This is a genomic window from Streptomyces sp. CBMA123, assembly GCF_014596465.1.
Lineage (GTDB): Bacteria > Actinomycetota > Actinomycetes > Streptomycetales > Streptomycetaceae > Kitasatospora.
In genome coordinates this window covers 1-15,897 of the sequence record NZ_MECK01000114.1, presented here as the reverse complement: position 1 = coordinate 15,897, position 15,897 = coordinate 1, and the positions used below count along the sequence as shown (strand labels likewise).

The following is a 15,897-nucleotide window of genomic DNA, read 5'->3' as shown; positions in this document are numbered from 1 at the left end:
CGCCTCCTACGCCGACCGCGTCGTCTTCCTCGCCGACGGCCGCATCGTCGACGAACTCCACCACCCCACCGCCGACACCGTCCTGGACCGCATGCGCCGCTTCGAGGCCAAGGGCCGCACCAGCTGACACCCGGCCCGCCGGCTCCACGCCCTCGAACCTCCCCAGGACACCTCATGTATCGCACCGCACTGCGCAACGTGCTGGCCCACAAGGGCCGACTGCTGATGACGGCACTGGCCGTCATGCTCGGCACGGCGTTCGTCGCCGGCACCATGGTCTTCTCCGACACCTTCGGCAAGGCCATGCAGGACAGCAACTCCAAGAGCTACTCGGACGTCTCGGTCCAGGTGGTGGACCGCGCGGCCGGCTCCGGGGCCTCCGCCCGGCAGAAGAGCGAGAGCGGCTCCGCGGCGCTCACCGACGCCACCGTCCAGCAGCTGGCGGCCCTGCCCGGCACCGCCGACGCCCGCGGCGTGGTCAGCGGCTTCACCGGGGTCGCCGACAAGAAGGGCAACCTGGTCGGCCAGTTCTGGGCCGCCAAGGGCGCCAACTTCGCCCCGGGCCAGGACGGCAAGGACGCCCGCTACCCGATGGCCGAGGGCCAGGGCCCGAAGAACGCCAAGGAGATCGCCCTCGACCGCAAGACCGCCGACAAGGCGGGCTACAAGGTCGGCGACACCGTCCGGGTGGCCGCCAACGGCCCGGTGGTCGAGGCCAGGCTCACCGGTGTCTTCACCACCGACGACCCGGTGGTGAACTCCGGCGGCACCCTGACCCTGTTCGACAAGGCCACCGCCCAGCAGCTGCTGCTGGAGCCCGGCCGCTACAGCAGCGTGGTGCTCACGGCCAAGCCCGGCACCGGTGAGGAGGCGCTGCTCGCCCAGGCCCAGCCCAAGGTGCCGTCCGGCGACCAGTTCGACGTCGAGACCGGCGCCACGCTGAAGGCCGACGAGCAGGCCATGATCACCAAGGGCACCGACAGCATGCGCACCATGCTGCTGGTCTTCGCCGGCATCTCACTGTTCGTCGGCATCTTCATCATCGCCAACACCTTCACCATGCTGGTCGCCCAGCGCACCCGGGAGCTGGCGCTGCTGCGGGCGATCGGCGCCAGCCGCAAGCAGGTCACCCGCTCGGTGCTGATCGAGGCGCTGCTGATCGGCACCCTCTCGACGGTGGCCGGTCTGCTGGCCGGCATCGGGATCGGTGCCGGGCTGCAGTCCCTGATGGGCTCCCTGAACGAGAACATGCCGAGCGGTTCGCTGGTGATCAAGCCGCTCACCGTCGTGGTGACCCTGGTGGTCGGCGTCCTGGTGACGGTCCTGTCGGCCCTGCTGCCGGCCGTGCGCGCCGCCCGGATCGCCCCGGTGGCCGCGATGAGCAGCGGCGACCAGCCGACCAGTCAGAAGAGCCTGGTGGTCCGCAACACCATCGGCTCGCTGTTCGCCGCCGGCGGTCTCGCGCTGATCGGCTTCGGCGCCTCCACCGGTGACGACTCCGGCCGGATGCCGGTGGGCCTGGGCGCCTTCCTGGCCCTGATCGGCGTGTTCGTCCTGCTGCCGCTGCTGTCCCGCCCGGTGGTCGCCCTGGTCGGCCCGCTGCTGCGCGGTCTCGGCGGCACCCCCGGCAAGCTCGCCCAGCAGAACGCGGTGCGCAACCCGCGTCGCACCGCGGCCACCGCCGCCGCGCTCACCATCGGTCTGACCCTGGTCAGCGGCCTGACCGTGATCGGCACCTCGGTCGGCGACACCATCGACCGGGCCGTCACCAGCTCGATGAAGGCCGACTACATCGTCTCGGCCGCCAACCACATGGGCCTGTCCCCGCAGGTGCCCGACCAGATCACCAAGGCCCCCGGGGTCGCGGCCTCCTCGCCGATGACCACCGCCTTCTGGAAGCTCGACGGCACCAGCAAGCAGATCACCGGCCTGAACCCGGACAGCTTCCAGCAGTTGGCCGAGGTCAAGCTGACCAGCGGTTCGGCCGAGGCGCTCGGCAAGGGCCAGCTGCTGGTGGACCAGGACGTCGCCACCAAGTCCAACGTCACCACCGGCTCGACGATGACCGTGACCTACCCGGACAAGTCCACCGGTCAGCTCACCGTCGGCGGCGTGTACGAGAAGGGCGGCATGCTCGGCCCGGTCCTGCTGGCCAACAGCGAGGTCGCCAAGCACGAGTCCCAGCCGTACATCTCCGACGTCCTGGTCAAGGGCAAGGACGGCGCCACCGACGGCCTCAAGCAGTCCCTCAAGGACGCCACCGGTGCCAACCCGGTGATCGAGGTGAAGTCCAAGCAGGACGTCCGGGACGACTTCAGCCAGACCATCACCTTCGCGCTGAACATGATGTACGGCCTGCTGGCGATGTCGGTGCTGGTCGCGATCCTGGGCGTGATCAACACCCTGGCGATGTCGGTCTTCGAGCGCAAGCGCGAGATCGGGATGCTGCGGGCGATCGGCCTGGACCGCCGGGGCATCAAGCGGATGGTCCGGCTGGAGTCGGTGGTGATCTCGCTCTTCGGCGCCGGGATCGGCCTGCTGCTCGGCTGCTTCATCGCCTGGGCGATCAACGGGACGCTGAAGTCCAGCCTGAGCGGGCTGACCACCGTCCTGCCGTACGGCCAGCTGGCGCTGTTCCTCGCCCTGGCCGGGCTGGTCGGCCTGGTGGCCGCGCTCTGGCCGGCCCGCCGGGCGTCCAGGCTGGACATCCTGTCGAGCATCAAGACCGACTGACGCCCCGCCCGTCCGCCCCCGGTCGCACCCGCGGCCGGGGGCGGACCAGCGTCCGGAGGCGGACCAGCGGAGCGCGCCCGGACACAGCGAGAGCCCCTGCCAGAGGGTTTCGGCAGGGGCTCTTCTACTGCTGTACTCCGCCCGGTCGCACGGCCGGCTGAGCACCACGGAGGTCGTGGTCCGGCGACACTGCCGGGCGGAGGGCCTCCGACTCATACCCCGGCGCTCCCACACCGGGGTCCAGTCGCTTACTTGCTGGCGAGCTCCTTGTCGGCGGCCGGCTTGGCGGCCTCGACGGGCTTGGTGGGCGGCGTGACCTCCTGGATCGGAAGCTGCGGCTTCTCCATCTGGGAGAGGCCGACCATCTCGCGCTTCAGGAACATCGCGAGGGTCCAGTCGGTGAAGACGCGGACCTTGCGGTTGACGGTCGGGACCATCGCGCCGTGGTACAGGCGGTGGAACCACCAGGCCGGACGGCCCTTCAGCTTGTACTTGCCGAAGAGGATCGCCACGCCCTTGTGCAGGCCGAGACCGGCGACCGCACCCAGGTTCTTGTGCTTGTACTCCTTCTGCGGGAAGCCCCGCATGCCGGAGATGACGTTGTCACCGAGGACGACGGCCTGACGGCAGGCGTGCTGCGCGTTCGGCGGGCACCAGGCACCCTCGCCGGCGGCGAGGTCCGGCACCTGGGCGTTGTCGCCGGCGGACCAGACGTAGTCGAAGCCCTGGACCTGGAGGGTCGGCGCGGTGTCGACGTGGCCGCGCGGGCCCAGCGGCAGGCCGAAGTTGGCCAGCACCGGGTTCGGCTTGACGCCGGCCGTCCACACGATGGTGGAGGCGTCCATCTCCATGCCGTTCTTCAGCATGACGTGGCCGTCGACGCAGGAGTCCATCGAGGTCTCGATGTAGACCTCGATGTTCCGCTCCTCGAGCTTCTCCTTGGTCCACAGACCGAGGTCCGGGCCCATCTCGGGGAGGATGCGGTTGGCCGCCTCGACCACGACGAAGCGCATGTCGTCACGGCTGACGGTCCGGTACAGCTTCGACGCGTCGCGCGCCATGTCCTCGATCTCGGCGATCGTCTCGATGCCGGCGAAGCCACCGCCGATGACGACGAAGGTCAGGGCCTTGCGGCGGACCTCCTCGTCCGAGGTGGACTCGGCCTTGTCGAGCTGGGCCATGACGTGATTGCGGAGGCCGATGGCCTCCTCGACCGTCTTCATGCCGATGCCGTTCTCCGCCAGACCCGGGATCGGGAAGGTGCGGGAGACCGAGCCGGTCGCGACGACCAGGTACTCGAAGGGCAGCTCGTAGCTGTCGCCGGCCGCCGGCTGGATGGTCGCGACCTTGCGGGCGTGGTCGATGCCGGTGACGGACCCGGTCAGCACCTCCGCCTGCTTGAGGGTCTTGCGCAGCGGCGCGACGAGGTTGCGAGGCGCGACGTTGCCGCCGGCCGCCTCGGGGAGGAAGGGCAGGTACGTCATGTACGACCGCGGGTCCACGACCGTGACGGTCGCTTCGCCGTAACGCATCTTCTTGAGGATGCGCATCGCGGCATACAGGCCGACGTAACCACCGCCGACAATGAGGATGCGAGGACGCTCCGTGGTGCTCATATCCGAAAGTATCCAGCACCGTCCGGAGCAGCCTTCGTGAGCCCGGTCACAAGCTCATGGACACCCCGTGCTACACTGCGCGGCCACAAAAACGACACCGGTGCACCGGCTCACGGGCCCCGACAGTCCCCCGTGAACGTGCGCCGGAGCACTACCCGGCTGAGCAGCAACGATCCGTACAGCGCCCGGGTTCCCGCTTGTGATTTCGATTTTCAAACCTCGGGCGAGGCCTGACCTGCGATCCAAGGGCCCGCGCGACCGACCGACCTTCGGTCTCACAATTCGGGCGTAGCGGGCCACGGGGTGCGACGAATGACTGGATCGCCATGTGAAGAAATTCACGAAGGTTCTCGCACCCGCCCGGGCGCGCCCCGGCCCCGGCGCCCCGAAAAGGGCGTCGGGGCCGGTGGCGTAAGGCCTGTGGGCCGTCAGGAGGCCGTACTCCAGGCGATGCCGTCCAGGATGTCGTGCTCGCTCACGACCACCTCGGCGGCGCCCGTGCGCTCCATGATCTCCAGCAGCTCCAACGCGCCGGCCGCGATCACGTCCACCCGGCCCGGGTGCATCGACGGGATGGCCGCGCGCTCCGCGTGGGTGGCGGCCAGCAGCTCGCGGGCGATCTCCGCGACCCGCTCGCGGCTGATCCGGGAGTGGTGGATCCGCGTCGAGTCGTAGGCAGGCAGGTCCTGGGCGATCGCGGACACCGTGGTGACCGTCCCGGCCAGGCCCACCAGGGTGGCCGCACCGGTCAGCGGGACGACCTCCTCGGCCTTGTCCAGCTCGGCCCGCACGTGCGCCCGGGCCTGCGCGACCTGCTCCGCGGAGGGCAGCTCGGCCCCGGCGAAGTGCCGCTCGGTCAGCCGCACGCAGCCGATGTCGACCGAGCGCGCCGCCTCCACCTCGGCCCCGCCGAGCACGAACTCGGTGGAGCCGCCGCCGAGGTCGAAGACCAGGTAGGGGGCGGGGAACTGGCCGCCGGTCAACTCCTTGGTGGCCCCCACGAAGGACAGGTGCGCCTCCTCCTCGCCGCTCACCACCTCCGGCTCGACGCCCAGGATCTCGCGCACGCCCTTGACGTACTCGTCGCTGTTCTCGGCGTCCCGGGAGGCGCTGGTGGCGACGAAGCGGGTGCGCTCCGGGCCGACGCCGAAGCCCGCGATGATCTCCCGGTACTCCCGGCAGGCCGCGAAGGTGCGCTCCAGCGCGTCCGGGTGGAGGCGGCCCGTCCGGTCCACGCCCTGGCCCAGCCGGTTGATGATCATCCGGCGGTCGAGGTCGGTGATCCCGCCGGTCTCCGGGTCGAGGTCCGCGACCAGCAGCCGGATCGAGTTGGTGCCGCAGTCGATCGCGGCCACGCGGGTCATGCTCACTCGGACTCCTGCTCCGCCGCACCGGCTTCCGGGGTCGCGGCCTCGGCGGCGCGCTTGGCGGCCCGCTCGGCGGTCTTCTGCTGCTTGGCCGCGATCACGGCCTCGTGGTCCTGCCCCTTGGCACGGTTGCGCAGCACCCGCTCACCGGCCGCCTCGACCTCGGCCGGGGAGACGCACGGGCCCTTGGCCCACCAGTCCTCCAGCATGCCGATCGCCTCGTCGCCGAGCGGGTTGACGCCCTCGCCGGCCGCCAGCGAGTGGCCGACCAGCACGTGCAGGCACTTCACCCGGTCCGGCATCCCGCCGGCGCTCGGGAAGCCCTCCAGCACCTCGATCGCGTCGCGTCGGGCGATGTAGTCCTCGTGCGCCTTCTGGTAGGCGGCGGCCAGCTCCGGGTCCTCGGCGAGCCGGGCGGTCTGGTCCTTCATCACGCCCTCGGCCTCCAGGGTGCCGATCAGCGAGGCGGCCTTGGGGCAGGTCAGGTAGTACAGCGTCGGGAACGGCGTGCCGTCCGGCAGCCGGGGGGCCGTCTCCACGACGTCGGGGTTGCCGCAGGGGCAGCGGTGCGCCACACCGCGCAGGCCGCGCGGCACCCGGCCGAGCTGGGCGGCGATCGCCGCGACGTCGGCGTCGGAGACGGCGGGGTGGTTCTCAGTGGTCATGGGGGGTGGGGTCTCCAACGGAGGACGGGGGGAGCGGACGGGGGACGGCGGGAGCCAGCGCGACGGTGTCGGCGGCGTCCACCGAGTCCCAGATGCTGGTGTACCAGGGCTTGGCGGCCTTCGCCGGGCCGGCCGCCGCGTCGGCGGAGGGGGTGGCCGAGGTGGCCGGGGCGGAGGGCCGGGCGGCCGCACCGGACGGGTCCACCGCGATGTACGGGGTCTCCCCCGGCACCGCGTAGTGCAGCCGGGCGCGGGCCTGCGCCTTGACGTACTCCGGATCCTGCCAGCGGGCCTTGTCCCGGCGCAGTTGGTCGACCTGCTGGCGCGCGTGGTCGGCCTTCGCCCGCTGGGCGGAGATCTCGGCGCGCTGGGAGATGAACTGCCGGGTCGGGTAGGCCAGGATCGCGACCAGCGAGCAGAGCACCAGGACGAGGACGGTCGCCCGGCTCGTGAACCGAGGCCGGGCCGCCAAGCCCGGGATCCTCCAGCCAGCCATCTCCCGTATCCCCTCCTGGTCGCGACGGTGCCCCGCCGTCCACCCTACGGGGTGTGCGGCGGGGCACCGGTCAGGCGTGCGCTACCGGGGACCTTCGGCCCCCTGGTTTCCAGCCCGTGGGTTCTCAGCCCTCGTACTTGAACCGCGGGAAGGCGCCGCGGCCGGCGTACTCGGCGGCGTCGTCGAGGATCTCCTCGATGCGCAGCAGCTGGTTGTACTTGGCGACGCGCTCGGAGCGGGCCGGGGCACCGGTCTTGATCTGGCCGCAGTTGGTGGCGACGGCCAGGTCGGCGATGGTGACGTCCTCGGTCTCGCCGGAGCGGTGCGACATCATGCAGCGGTAGCCGTTGCGCTGGGCCAGCTCGACGGCGTCCAGGGTCTCGGTCAGCGAGCCGATCTGGTTCACCTTCACCAGCAGGGCGTTGGCGGTGCCGGTCTCGATGCCCTTGGCCAGGCGGGCCGGGTTGGTGACGAACAGGTCGTCGCCGACCAGCTGGACCTTGTCGCCCAGCTTGACGGTCATGGCCTTCCAGCCGTCCCAGTCCGACTCGTCCAGCGGGTCCTCGATGGAGACCAGCGGGTAGGCGGCGACCAGCTCGGCGTAGTACTCGATGAGCTCGGCGGCCGACAGGGCCTTGCCCTCGAACTGGTAGGCGCCGTCGTTGTAGAACTCGGAGGCGGCGACGTCCAGGGCCAGCGCGATGTCACGGCCGGGCACGTAGCCGGCCTTCTGGATGGCCTCGGTGATGAGGTCCAGGGCCTCGCGGTTGCTGTCCAGGTTCGGCGCGAAGCCGCCCTCGTCGCCGAGGCCGGTGGACAGGCCGCGCTCCTTCAGCACGCCCTTGAGGGTGTGGTAGACCTCGACGCCCCAGCGGACGGCCTCGGAGAAGGACTCCGCGCCGATCGGGGCGATCATGAACTCCTGGATGTCGACGTTGGAGTCCGCGTGGGATCCACCGTTGAGGATGTTCATCATCGGGACCGGCAGGACGTGCGCGTTCGGGCCGCCCAGGTAGCGGAACAGCGGCAGGTCGCTGGCCTCGGAGGCGGCGTGGGCGACGGCCAGCGAGACGCCCAGGATGGCGTTGGCGCCGAGCGAGGACTTGTCCGGGGTCGCGTCCAGGTCGAGCATGGCCTGGTCGATCAGGCGCTGCTCGGTGGCGTCGTAGCCGACCAGCTCCGGGCCGATCTGCTCGATGACGGCCAGGACGGCCTTCTCCACGCCCTTGCCGAAGTAGCGGTTCTTGTCACCGTCGCGCAGCTCCAGCGCCTCGAAGGCGCCGGTCGAGGCACCCGACGGAACAGCGGCACGACCCGTGCTGCCGTCGTCGAGGCCGACCTCGACCTCGACCGTGGGGTTGCCGCGGGAGTCGAGGATTTCGCGGGCTACGACGACATCGATGGACGGCACGAAGGCATCTCCTTGCGGAAGCAGGTCCGGCGGGCGGTGGTGCTGTCGGCCGGACGATTGCGGAGTCGTTACGACCAGAGCCTAACCGCCCGGACTCCCGAGACCACGTCGGCCTCGGCCCCGTCTCAGCGTGTGGCCCCGATACCCACCGGTAGTTCACCTGCCCGACCCGGTTCGTCCCACCGTCGCGGACGAATGCGGACGAAGGGGGCCGCCGGGCGCGGCCCCCTCCTCCGGTCGGGCTTCCGATCGGTGCGCGGCGGCTCAGCCGAGCTGCAGCACCTGGCCGGGCATGATCAGGTCCGGGTCGCCGCCGACCGTGCCGCGGTTGCCGTCGTACAGCGCCTGCCAGCCGCCGGACACACCCTGGGCAGCGGCGATGGTCGACAGCGTGTCGCCGGAGCGGACGGTGTAGTCGTGGCCGGTCGGAGCGGTCGGGGCCTGGGCGGCGCGCGGGGCGGCGTGCTTCGGCGTGTACTGCTGGACCGGCTGCTCGGCGGGCTTCTCGGCCTGCTTCGGCGCGGCGTGCTTCGGGGCGTACTGCTGGACGGGCTTCGCGGCGGGCTTGGCGGCCTGCTGCTTCGCGGTCTGCTGCTGGGCCTGCGGCTGCTGCTTCGGCGCGGACTGCGGCTTGGCGTCCGAGGAGGAGTCCACGGCCGCCGGGGCGCCGCCCTTGCTCAGGCCGGCCTTGACGGAGCAGACCGGCCAGGCACCCGGGCCCTGTGAGGAGAGCACCTTCTCGGCGACCGTGATCTGCTGCGCCCGGCTGGCCTGGTTGGCCTGCGCCGCGAACGCGGTGCCGCCGTACGCCTTCCAGGTGCTGGAGGTGAACTGCAGGCCGCCGTAGAAGCCGTTGCCGGTGTTGATGCTCCAGTTGCCGCCGCTCTCGCACTGGGCGACGGAGTCCCAGGCGGAGGCCGGGGCGGCGGAGGCGCCGGTGGCGGTGAGGAGCGGCAGTGCGAGTCCGACGCCGGCCACACCGGCGACGGCGATGGCCTTCTCGGCCTGGGTGCGGCGACGATGACGGCCAGTTCCAGCGAACAGCATGAAGGTCCCTCTCCGCACGCCTGCGAGGTGAGCTGTCGGGTTCGGACCGGGAGGTGGCCCGGCCGCCGTCGGCGGAATCGATTCCGCTTGGGCGGCTTCACCCCAAGCCGTGGGGAGACGGCAACAAACCTGGGTCCCCCGCCCCTGCCCAGGGTCTGGTCGGTTTCCCGTCGCGCGGCGGGCAGGACTCGGCGTTCCGCGCACGGGGTCCGCAGCTGCGAACTCCAGGGAGACTAGACAGATCCTCAGACCAATCACAAGCTCATATCGTCGACATCACACAAAAATTACGGCACGTGTTCGATCGCCTACCAACAGCGGGGCTTTGTCCGGTTTGATGGGCGTTCATACCGCCGCCAAGGGCGGCTCGGCGACACCGCGTCAGCGTGTCGGAGCCTCAGCGCGGGCGTGCGGGGAGCGGCTTTCCGGACTGAATTCGACCGGAAGTTCGCGCAGTCCACGCATGATCAGGCCACCACGCCACCGCAGATTCTCCGGACTTTCGGCCAGCCGCAGATCGGGCAGCCGGGAAAGCAGCGTGGCCAGCGCGGACCGCCCTTCGAGCCGCGCCAGCGGGGCGCCGATGCAGTAGTGGATGCCGTGCCCGAACCCCAGGTGGGGGTTGTCGCTCCGGGCCAGGTCGAGGGTGTTCTCGTCCGCGAACCGGGCCGGGTCGCGGTCCGCCGCCGCCAGCACCACCAGCACCGGGTCACCGACCGGGATGTCCACCCCGCCGATGGTCAGCGGCCGGGTCGCGAACCGCCAGGTCGCCATCTCCACCGGCCCGTCGTAGCGCAGGAGTTCCTCGATCCCGGTCTCCAGCAGCCCGGTCTCGCCCCGGGCCACCGACTCCTGCAGCAACGCCCGCTGCCCCGGGTTGCGCAGCAGCGCGTACGTCCCGTTGCCGATCAGGTTGACCGTCGTCTCGAACCCGGCGAACAGCAGGATGAAGGCCATCGCCGCGGCCTCGTTCTCGGTCAGGTGCTCGCCGTGGTCGCTCGCCCGGATCAGACCGGAGATCAGGTCGTCGCCGAGGTCCGCCCGCTTGCGGTGGATCAGCTCCAGCAGGTACGCCCGCATCCGCTTCACCGCCCGCCCCACACCGCCGCGTTGGCCGCCGGCCTGGCCCGGCTTGGTGTGCCGCAGCATCATGCCCGCCCAGTCCCGGAAGTCGTCCTGGTCCTCGGCCGGCACGCCCAGCATGTCGCAGATCGCGTAGATGGGGAGCGGGAAGGCGAACTCGTGGATGAGGTCCGCCGATCCGCGCTGCGCGAAGCCGTCGATCAGCCGGTCGGTCAGCTGCTGCACCCGCGGCTCGAACTCCGCCACCCGGCGCGGGGTGAACGCCTTCGCCACCAGGCGGCGCAGCCGGGTGTGGTCCGGCGGGTCGATGTTCAGCAGGTGGGTCATCAGGTCCGCCTGCCGCTCCCCCGGGATGCCCACCCGGCCGGTGCGGTGCGCCTGCTCGCTGTGGTGCGCCGGGTTCTTCGACAGCCGGCCGTCCGCGAGCGCCTGCCGGGCGTCCGCGTACCTGGTCACCAGCCAGGCCTCCACACCGCTCGGCAGCGTGGTGCGGTGCACCGGGGCGTGCTCGCGCAGCCAGGCGTAGGCGGGGTACGGGTCGGCGGCGAACTCCCAGGTGAAGAGCTGCGGGTCGGACTGCGGGTCGGACTGGGCGGCGGGCTGGGCGCCCTCGGGCTGAGCTGGCATGCGTCGACCGTAACCGCTGGACCGGACGCGGCCGGACGGCCTCGGGGGCGCCGCCGGGACGTCACCGGTTCGCGAACCGGCCGTGGGCCGCTCGTGGTCCGCTTGCGAGCCGCTCGCACGCCGCTCGTGAGCCGCTCACAAGCCGCTCGCGAGCCCTGGGCGAGCGGTGCGCGAGGGGTGTGCCAACACTCCGGGGACGGCCCGTGAACGGTCCGTGGACAGCCCTTGGACAGCTCTTGGCCCGGTGGCAGGCGTGAGCCTGGTCACCTGAGGGGTAATCCCTGTTGCGGAGGGTCAGGACGTGCCTACGATCCTCCGCAGTACGCGTGGGCGCCGGTGCGGTGTCGCCCACAGGGAGGAGCAGGCCATGCGGGTCAGCGGAGCAGTCGTCGTCATCGCGGTACTCGACGGCGGTTCGGGAGCCGACCTCGCCCGCCGGTTCACCGCGGCCGGCGCCGCCGGGATGCTGATCGCGGACCAGCACGTCGCGATCGCCGAGGACCTCGCCGCCGAACTCGACCGGCCCGGCTGCCCCGTGGTCGGCGTCTCCGGGGACATCCGCCGGCCCAGCGACGTCGCCGCCCTGGTCGACACCGCCGAGAAGCACCTCGGGCCGATCGACCTCTTCTGCGTCGCCGGCCCGAAGGGCGAGCGGGTCGTCTCCCTCGCCGACCTGCCCGACCACCTCGACCTGGAGCGCCTCGCCGAACTGGTCGCCCTGGTCGGCGAGGCCATCGGCGAACTCGTCCCGCCGCAGCGGCTCCCTGCCGGGCACAGCGTCGGGCACGCCGCCACGGCGGCCTGAGCCCGCGCCCGGCCTGGACGCCTACTCCGGCTTGAGCCCCTCGGCCGCGCGCACCGCGTCCCGGTAGCCGCGCGCGGCCGAGCGCAGCGCCGCGTCCACGTCCACCCCCGCGTCGTGCGCCCGCTGCGCCACCGCCAGCAGCAGCCGGCCCGCCGACTCCGCGGTCAGCTCCTCCGGCAGCCGGTACGGCTCGTCCGGCACCTCGGTGAACCCCGCCCGGCGCACCCGGGAGACCAGCTTCGCCGCGTACGCCAGCGCCGGCAGCCCGGCCGGCACGCCGTCCAGGACGGACTCCCGGTCCGCCTTCTCCGCCGCCTTCAGCTGCTCCCAGTTCGCCTCCACCTCGGCGGCACCGTCGGCCTCGACGTCCCCGAACACGTGCGGGTGCCGGTACACCAGCTTCTCCACGATGTCCCCGGCCACGTCATCGACGGTGAACGGCCCGGTCGGGTGCTCCTCGGCGATCCGGGCGTGGAAGAACACCTGCAGCAGCACGTCGCCCAACTCCTCGCGCAGCGCGTCCCGGTCCCCCTCCTCGATCGCCTCGACCAGCTCGTAGGCCTCCTCGACCAGGTACTTCACCAGGCTCTCGTGGGTCTGCTCGGCGTCCCACGGGCAGCCGCCCGGCGAGCGCAGCCGGTCCATCACCGAGGCGAGGTCCAGCAGCCGCGCGCCCGGCAGGTCGTACGAGCCCGGCAGCACCTCGATCTCCGGCACCTCACCGGCGTGCTCCACCGCGAGGCGGGCCAGCGCGTCCGTCAACCCCGGATCCCCGTCCGGACCGCCCAGCCACACCGTCGCCCCCGCCCCGGCCGGCTGCCCGGTCAGCAGCCGCGCCAGCGCCGGCGCCGAACCGGCCGGCACCACCTCGACCACCACCCCGGCCTGCCGCACCGCCGCCACCTGCGGATGCCCCTCATCGGCCACCAGCACCCGCCCCGCCGACCGCAGGGCCTCCCAGGCCGGCCACGCCAGCAATCCGGGGGCCACCCGGTGGGTGGTGGTCAGCAGGATCAACTTCGCGCCCGGAGTGTCCGTCTGCACAGCATTCGTCGTCACACCTCGAACCTACCCGCCCCGCCCCACCCCGGTCCGGGCCACCAAGACACCCGCCGGCTCCCTGTTCCCGCTCCCCCACGGACGGCGAACGGCCGGCCCCGCCGGGTCCCGGTGAACGCCCGCGCGAGGAGGCCGGCGCGGAAGGTCGAACCCGCCGACTTCCCGTGCCCCGGCCGGAGGGGGTCAGCGGGCCGGGGGCCAGGGGGTGGGGTGCTGGGGATGGAGGGTGGTGAGGGAATCGCGGAGGCGGCGGACGGCGGGGTGGTGGGGGCCGTCGCGGCGTTCGCGTTCGAGGAGGAGTGGGAGGAGCCAGTGCCAGGCGTTCTGGGGGTCTCCGGTGGCGGCGAGGTGGAGGCCGATGCTTTCGCGGAGGTCGTAGCTGCGCTCGGGGTCGGTGTCGAGGCCGGCTTCGAGGCGGGCGGTGTGGGCGGCGAGCAGGGCCTGGAACTCGGCGTGGGCTTCGGGGCCGTGGCCGAGCCGGTCGAGGCAGAGCGCGGCGCGGTAGCGGTGGTCGAGGCCCTCGGGGCCGTGCGGGCCGCCGTCGGAGGTGGCGGCGAGGCGCTGGTACTCGGGGAGGGCCTGTCGGGGGTGGCCCTGGTGGAGGAGGGTGCGGGCGTAGATGGTGCGGATGGTGCGGACCAGGGGCGCTCGCTCGCCGAGGTCGGCCTCGGCCCGGGGAAGTAGGTGGGCGGCCAGGCCGAGCACGTCGGTGTGGCGTCCGGCGTCGACCAGGTCGGAGAGCCGGGCGCACTCCGCGCCGAGGTCGGAAACAGCGGGGGTGGCGGGAGGTGTCGCGGGGGCGGGAGGCATCAGGAGCGGCCTCGGCTCCGAGCGGACCACCGCCGCTGCCACCGCCGGCGGCTGCGTCTGCGGCTGCGGCTGCGGCTGGTGCGGATAGCGGAAGGGGCGTGCGGGGTCGGGCAGCGGCGTGAGGCCGGGCTGGGGCGCCCCCTCGGCCGGAGGCAGCAGCGGGAGCAGCCGCGCGTACACCGCCTGGGCGTCGGCGGGGCGCCCGGCGGGCTGCTTGGCGAGGAGGTCCAGGACCAGCCGTTCCAGCCCCGGAGGCACTTCGGGGCGCAACTCCCGTAGCGGGACGGGTGGTTCGTCCACGTGCCGGCGCAGGACTCCGAGGGCCGTGGGCGCCCGGAAGGGTTCCTCGCCGGAGAGCATCTCGTGCAGCAGGCAGCCCAGCGAGTAGAGGTCGCTACGCGGGTCGATGGTGGCGGCGAGGGCCTGCTCGGGGGCCATGTAGGCGGGGCTGCCGATGGGCACGCCGGTGAGGGTGAGGCGGGTGGTCTCGGTGTCGAGGGCGGTGGCGATGCCGAGGTCGAGGAGGACGGCGCGGCCGTCCGCGCGGACCATGACGTTGCTCGGCTTGAGGTCGCGGTGGACCACCGGGATGGCGTGGACGGCGGCCAGCGCCGCGCAGAGCTGGGCGGCGACGGCCACCGCGCGTTCGACCGGGAAGGGTGCGTCCTCCGCGATCAGGTCGGCGAGGCTGACGCCGGGGACGCGCTGCATGACGAGGTAGAGCTCGCCCTCGTCCTCGCCCGCGTCGAAGACGGTGACCAGGCCGGGGTGGTCGAGTGCGGCGGTCACCCGGCACTCGCGCAGGAAGCGGCGGCTCAACTCGTCGCCGTGGCGTCGGCGTTCGGTGCTCCTGGCATCCGCGCCGAACCCGCTGCCGGAGCCGCCGGGCAGCAGGTGCTCGGGGCGGAGCAGTTTGACGGCGACCGGGCGGTGCAGTCGTTCGTCCTGACCGGCCCAGACCTGGCCCATGCCTCCATGGCCGATCTTCTCGGCGAGCCGGTAGCGGCCGGCGATCAGCCTGGTGCCGGTCACGAGCCGCCCTCGCGGGCCTGACGGCGCAGCAGTTCGCCGAGTTCGCGCAGGTCGTGGGCCGTCTCGACGGCCGGCGCCGGCGCCGGAGCAGGAGCGCCGTACCCGGGCACGGTGGGTGCCGTCCCGCCGTACGAGGCCGGTTCGACGTACCCGTACGGCGGCCCGTACGACGCGGCGGCCGGCGGGGCGGCCGGCGGGGCGAGGAGCACGGGCGCGGTACGGCCGGCCTCCCAGACCGTGCAGCTGTCCATCGCCAGGTAGTGCGCGGTCGGCGTCAACCACAGCACGCCGAGGGCGATCTCGCCGATGAGGTTGGCGGTCGCGTCGTGGAGACTGCCCGCGATCCCGGCGCAGACGATGAGCGTCAGCAGCAGCCCGCAGAACACCACCGCGCCGAGGACGTCGTAGGCCCGCCTGCGCCGGACCGCCAGCAGCAGCGCCGGGACGGCGCCGAGCACCCCGAAGGAGAGCAGCGGGACGAGCGCGCACAACACCCGGACGGCCGGCCCGAACCGGCCCGGGATCGGGGCCGGTCCGGCCGCCGGGAAGGAACCCGGCACGGCACCGGGGACCGGCCCCGGGCCGTACGGCGGGGCGCCGGGCGTCGGTCCGCCGTACGGCCCGGGTTGCTGCCCTGACATGTGTGCTCCTGAGCTGGACGGGACCGGCGCCGACCGTCCCCCGGACGGCCCAGCACACCGTACCGCTCGGCTCAGCGGCCCCGGAGGTCTCCGGCCCGGTCGATGCCGAGCCGACACCGGGCCGACGCCGGGCGACCCTTGAGCCGACGTCAGTCCTCCGGTGGGGCCAGGACGCCCGTCGCCAGCGCGTCCGTCGCGGACCGGGCCAGGGTGCGGCCGAGGGCGGCGGCCTGGGTGAGGGCGGTGTCGAAGGCGGCCAGGCGGGCGAAGGCGGCGCCGAGGCGCTGTTGGGCGGGGAGCGGGAGGCGGGGCAGTTCGACGCGGCGGATGTCGAGGCGGGCGGTGGTGGTGGCGTGGCTGGCGGCGCGCCGGGTGCCGGCGGTGGAGCGGAACTGGCCGGCCAGGAACTCCGGGTCGAGCACGGCGGGGTCGGGCCGCAGCAGGTGCAGCTGGCGGCCGAGGGCGGCGCCGACCAGCGGGCCCTCGGCCGGGACGACGCGGGCGG

11 protein-coding genes, 3 pseudogenes and 1 riboswitch are annotated in these 15,897 nt (G+C 72.7%); of the genes and pseudogenes, 3 read left to right on the top strand and 11 right to left on the bottom strand.

Features of this window, described 5'->3' with window-relative positions; all coding sequences use genetic code 11:
* Together BG452_RS15580 and BG452_RS15575 are read left to right on the top strand one after the other, a co-directional pair.
* Positions 1 to 127, top strand: a pseudogene (locus tag BG452_RS15580) (ABC transporter ATP-binding protein); the annotation flags it as partial.
* A 47-nt stretch (positions 128 to 174) separates the two neighbouring features.
* Entirely contained in the window at positions 175 to 2,733 is a 2,559-nt protein-coding gene (locus BG452_RS15575; protein ID WP_188304884.1) for an ABC transporter permease, read from the top strand.
* A 248-nt stretch (positions 2,734 to 2,981) separates the two neighbouring features.
* Here BG452_RS15575 and BG452_RS15570 read toward each other — a convergent pair whose 3' ends face one another.
* From BG452_RS15570 to BG452_RS15540, 7 genes and pseudogenes are all read right to left on the bottom strand, one after another.
* Complete coding sequence (locus tag BG452_RS15570) at positions 2,982 to 4,349, bottom strand: NAD(P)/FAD-dependent oxidoreductase (RefSeq protein WP_188304883.1); 1,368 nt, start codon at positions 4,347 to 4,349, stop codon at positions 2,982 to 2,984.
* Positions 4,350 to 4,777: 428 nt separating this feature from the next.
* The gene (locus BG452_RS15565; protein ID WP_223242265.1) at positions 4,778 to 5,713 is read right to left on the bottom strand and encodes a Ppx/GppA phosphatase family protein; all 936 of its coding nucleotides are present in this window, start codon (positions 5,711 to 5,713) and stop codon (positions 4,778 to 4,780) included.
* 146 nt (positions 5,714 to 5,859) lie between these two features.
* Positions 5,860 to 6,399, bottom strand: a pseudogene (locus tag BG452_RS15560) (DUF501 domain-containing protein); the annotation flags it as partial.
* On the bottom strand, positions 6,371 to 6,853 hold the full coding sequence (locus BG452_RS47060; RefSeq protein ID WP_262986005.1) for an FtsB family cell division protein: 483 nt from the start codon (positions 6,851 to 6,853) through the stop codon (positions 6,371 to 6,373). The gene BG452_RS47060 and the pseudogene BG452_RS15560, both read right to left, overlap by 29 nt.
* Positions 6,854 to 7,001: 148 nt before the next feature.
* Positions 7,002 to 8,288, bottom strand: a complete 1,287-nt coding sequence (gene eno / locus BG452_RS15550) for a phosphopyruvate hydratase (RefSeq protein WP_188304879.1) — start codon at positions 8,286 to 8,288, stop codon at positions 7,002 to 7,004.
* Between the two features lie 264 nt (positions 8,289 to 8,552).
* On the bottom strand, positions 8,553 to 9,335 hold the full coding sequence (locus BG452_RS47670; protein ID WP_188304878.1) for a transglycosylase family protein: 783 nt from the start codon (positions 9,333 to 9,335) through the stop codon (positions 8,553 to 8,555).
* Between the two features lies 1 nt (position 9,336).
* Positions 9,337 to 9,506, bottom strand: a riboswitch (cyclic di-AMP (ydaO/yuaA leader).
* A 210-nt stretch (positions 9,507 to 9,716) separates the two neighbouring features.
* Entirely contained in the window at positions 9,717 to 11,045 is a 1,329-nt protein-coding gene (locus BG452_RS15540; protein ID WP_188304877.1) for a cytochrome P450 family protein, read from the bottom strand.
* 367 nt (positions 11,046 to 11,412) lie between these two features.
* On the opposite strand from BG452_RS15540, the gene BG452_RS15535 reads away from it, so the two are divergent.
* A complete protein-coding gene (locus tag BG452_RS15535; RefSeq protein ID WP_188304876.1) occupies positions 11,413 to 11,850 on the top strand; it encodes an SDR family NAD(P)-dependent oxidoreductase in 438 nt (145 codons plus the stop codon).
* A gap of 21 nt (positions 11,851 to 11,871) precedes the next feature.
* Here BG452_RS15535 and BG452_RS15530 read toward each other — a convergent pair whose 3' ends face one another.
* The 4 genes and pseudogenes from BG452_RS15530 to BG452_RS15515 form a co-directional block, all read right to left on the bottom strand.
* Positions 11,872 to 12,909 (bottom strand): MazG family protein, encoded by a 1,038-nt coding sequence (locus BG452_RS15530; protein ID WP_317621059.1) that lies wholly within the window; start codon positions 12,907 to 12,909, stop codon positions 11,872 to 11,874.
* Between the two features lie 183 nt (positions 12,910 to 13,092).
* Positions 13,093 to 14,751, bottom strand: a complete 1,659-nt coding sequence (locus BG452_RS15525; protein ID WP_317621058.1) for a serine/threonine-protein kinase — start codon at positions 14,749 to 14,751, stop codon at positions 13,093 to 13,095.
* Positions 14,748 to 15,392 carry a hypothetical protein gene (locus BG452_RS15520; RefSeq protein ID WP_188304875.1) on the bottom strand — a complete coding sequence of 215 codons (645 nt, stop codon included), beginning with the start codon at positions 15,390 to 15,392 and terminating at the stop codon, positions 14,748 to 14,750. Before BG452_RS15520 ends, BG452_RS15525 begins: the two co-directional genes overlap by 4 nt.
* 149 nt (positions 15,393 to 15,541) lie before the next feature.
* Positions 15,542 to 15,897: pseudogene (locus BG452_RS15515) on the bottom strand (SAM-dependent methyltransferase); the annotation flags it as partial.